Annotated in this window: 3 protein-coding genes; 1 reads left to right on the forward strand and 2 read right to left on the reverse strand. The window is 37.6% G+C overall.

Annotation, left to right across the window (positions count from 1 at the left end; all coding sequences use genetic code 11):
* Positions 1-18: 18 nt before the first annotated feature.
* Entirely contained in the window at positions 19-519 is a 501-nt protein-coding gene (locus EBF12_RS10900) for a hypothetical protein (protein ID WP_208630988.1), read from the reverse strand.
* 239 nt (positions 520-758) lie between these two features.
* Here EBF12_RS10900 and EBF12_RS10905 point away from each other — a divergent pair, with 239 nt between their 5' ends.
* On the forward strand, positions 759-2,312 hold the full coding sequence (locus EBF12_RS10905) for a glycosyltransferase family 2 protein (RefSeq protein WP_121727667.1): 1,554 nt from the start codon (positions 759-761) through the stop codon (positions 2,310-2,312).
* Positions 2,313-2,315: 3 nt separating this feature from the next.
* On the opposite strand, the gene EBF12_RS10910 is transcribed toward EBF12_RS10905, so the two are convergent.
* Positions 2,316-3,420, reverse strand: a 1,105-nt coding sequence (locus EBF12_RS10910; protein WP_208630989.1) for a glycosyltransferase, incomplete at its 5' end; no start/stop codon positions are given.

A 3,420-nucleotide genomic window follows, 5' to 3' on the forward strand; every position in this document is an offset into this window, starting at 1 on the left:
TTCAAAACCCGCCCATTTTCATAAAACCCCCCTTTTTTGGTAACCGGTTTTTGACAACCATTCCAAAAAGGTTAAAAAATAAATTTTAACCCCCCCCCCCCCGCTTAATCTATCACTATCTTGCATACAAGACTTAGCAAAATCCCTATGCTTCTTAGCCACACTTATTTTTGCCTGTGCAAAATCTAAGGGCAAGCTTTTTTTATCATATTTTTTACCATCAACACATCTTGCAAGCAACAAATGCCTTTGCCATTCTGGTATGCTTCTATACATAAATAGCAGGTGCAATGCTGGTGTCCTTACCCTTGCAGCAAATAACGCAAATAGTTTGATAGGAGTGATAATAAGCTTTGTATTTGTCGCTTGAATATGCTTAATAAAAGCCTTGCGTGAATTTGTAAGGATAATCTTATCACAATGATACTTATCAATAATGGAGATAGAATCTTCACTCAAATATCCAATATCCACACACTCATCAATAAAATCACAATAACGCAACATATCACACATCAAAGCATTCCCAAAAACAACCACCCTGCAATCATATATCTTTTTTTAGAGCATACAAGGCAGGAAATGTCATTATATTATCCCCCACCTGATAAGTATGTATAAACCCAATAGTTTCCTGCGACATACAACCCCCTTTATTCTGTTATAAAAAGGCAAAAATTCTAACATTAAAAGTGTTAGATTCACATAACTTTGCTACAATCCCTAAATAATCTACCTAAACACACAAAAGAGTAAATATGCAAAAGCTCCCTATAAGCGTTACAATTTTAGTCAAAAATGCCAAAAGCACTTTTAATGAATGCTTATGGGCATTACAAGACTTTGATGAAGTGATTGTCCTTGACAATGGCAGTGATGATGGCACGCTTGATATTGCCAAAAAATTTCCTAATGTCAAAATCTATCAAAGCGAGTTCATCGGCTTTGGTGCATTAAAAAATCTCGCTATCAGCTACGCTAAACACGACTATATTTTAAGTATAGATTCTGATGAGATTTTAGAATCTACTACCTTGGAGCAGATACGCTTAACCCTTAACTCTATGCAACCTCATCATATCTATGCTTTGCCACGCAAGAATCTCTACAATGGAGAGTGGATAAAGGCGTGTGGGTGGTATCCAGACTATGTATGGCGACTTTTTAATAAAACTTTCACGCGTTTTAATGACAACATCATACACGAAAGCATTATGCTACCTAAAAACGCCAAGCTTATTAAACTTAAAAGTGGATTAAAGCATTATGCCTTTAGGGATATTTCGCATTTGCTTGATAAACTTCAGCGTTATTCAAGCCTATGGGCTAAGCAGCACACACTCAAGCGCTCAAGTCCGCTAAAAGCTCTTAATCACGGGCTATGGACTTTTATAAGAAACTATTTTTTTAAAAGTGGAATCTTGTATGGTTACAAGGGCTTTAGCATTAGCGTTTGTAATGGTTTGGGAGCGTTTTTCAAATACCTCAAACTTTATGAATTGCAAAAAACACCGCCAAGTTGCTCTCTTATTATCACAACCTACAATCAAAAAGAGCGACTAGCCCTTGTGCTAGATTCTGTAAAAAATTTAGCCTTTTTGCCAAATGAAGTGCTTATTGCCGATGATGGCAGTCTTAGCGATACAAAAGAGCTTATAGAAAATTATCAAAAAAGCTTCCCTTGCATACTCAAACATATTTGGCAAGAAGATGATGGCTTCCGCTTGAGCCAAATACGCAACAAAGCCATTCAAGCAGCAAATGGAGCGTATATCATCATCATTGATGGCGATATGATTTTACATCCGCATTTTATAAAAGATCATTTATCCTTTGCAAAAAAAGGAGCGTTTATACAAGGCTCTCGTGTCATTTTGAAAGAACATAGCACACAAGGCATTATGGATAACTCCTCTTATCATCTCGCTTTTAAATATGGCGATATGAAAGCCAAACAAATCCCACTATTAGCCAAAATGATTTTTGCAACTTCGGCAATTAGAGCATCATATTTTGATAAAAAAGATTTTATCAAAGGTATTCGTGGGTGCAATATGGGCTTTTATAAGGCTGATTGTGTGGCTATCAATGGATTTAATGAAGAGTTTGTCGGCTGGGGAAGGGAAGATTCCGAATTTGTGGCGAGATTTTTATTTAATGGTGGAGAGATGAGACGATTAAAGTTTAGTGCTATTGCCTATCATCTCTATCATAAAGAAAACACCCGCTCAATGCTAGAATCTAACCACGCTATCTATCTTAAAACAATCCAAAACAAAAGCACATTTTGCCAAAAAGGGCTAAAAAGCTAGAATCTACAATAAAGATTCTAAACTTTCAGCCGCCTTGGCAACACTAAAACATTGCGAATGCTCTAAGGCTTTAGCTTCAAGCTCATTTCTCCTTGTTTCTTGGCTATAAATTTCTTGCATACTTTGAGCCAAAGACACCTCATCGCCACTTGCAAAAAATGCTCCGCAATCGCCCAAAACTTCATTATGTAAAATTTCCTTGCTTGTGGGTATATCACTAGCAATAATTGCCTTGCCCAGCACACAAGCTTCAGCCAACACAAGACCATATCCCTCATAATATGACGCCAACACCATACAATCACACATTTTTATATAGGGATAAGGATTCTCACAAAAACCTAGAAACTTCACATTCTTAACCCCCTGTGCTTCTATCATAGAATCTAGCTCTTTTTTATACCGCTCTCCCTCGCCCAAAAGCCACAAGTCATATTCTAGCCCTTTATCTTGTAAAATTTTATTTGCTCTAAGCAATACATCTAAGCCTTTTTGGTGTGTTAGCCTACCCACTTGTAAAAATGTGAATCTCTGCTTTGCTTGAGATAGTAGAGTTTGGGACTTTTGCAGGATAGAATCTTTATTAATGGGATTATGGATAACTTCAATATGCTTATGTGCCAACTCTGGATAAAGCTCTAAAAGCGATTGTTTCACATAATGCGAAACACATATAATGCTATCAAGCTCTAAATACGCCCTTGCCTCAAGCTCATCTCGTTTGTTATTGCGGATTTCTTTCAAAGAGATGTGAATATAGCCTATCTTTTTGCCCCCTTGTTTTTGGGAAATATATATCGTGCTAATCCCCTCTAAAAAGCCAATATTAACATCATATTGCTCTTTAATAAAATAATTAATCAATTTTGGATTCTTCAAAACGCGTCTTTTCCAAAACTTATTTAAAAATCGCACTTTGCCAAAAATATGTGGAAAGCTAAAAACCTTATGGAGATTCTCCTCGCACCATTGCAAATACACATTTTGCTTTTTCTTTTCAATAAGGAATAAATCTATATCTGTTTTAGGATTTATGGGGGGGGGGGGGGGGGGGGGGGGGGGGGGGGGGGGGGGGGGGGGGGGGGGGGGGGGGGGGGGGGGGGGGGGG

The sequence above is a fragment of the Helicobacter labetoulli genome, from assembly GCF_003670275.1.
GTDB classification, from domain to species: Bacteria; Campylobacterota; Campylobacteria; order Campylobacterales; family Helicobacteraceae; genus Helicobacter_C; species Helicobacter_C labetoulli.

Bases quoted from the DNA above. Each gene is read 5' to 3' on its own strand.
- EBF12_RS10905 (WP_121727667.1), top strand. From the start codon at position 759: ATGCAAAAGCTCCCTATAAGCGTTACAATTTTAGTCAAAAATGCCAAA.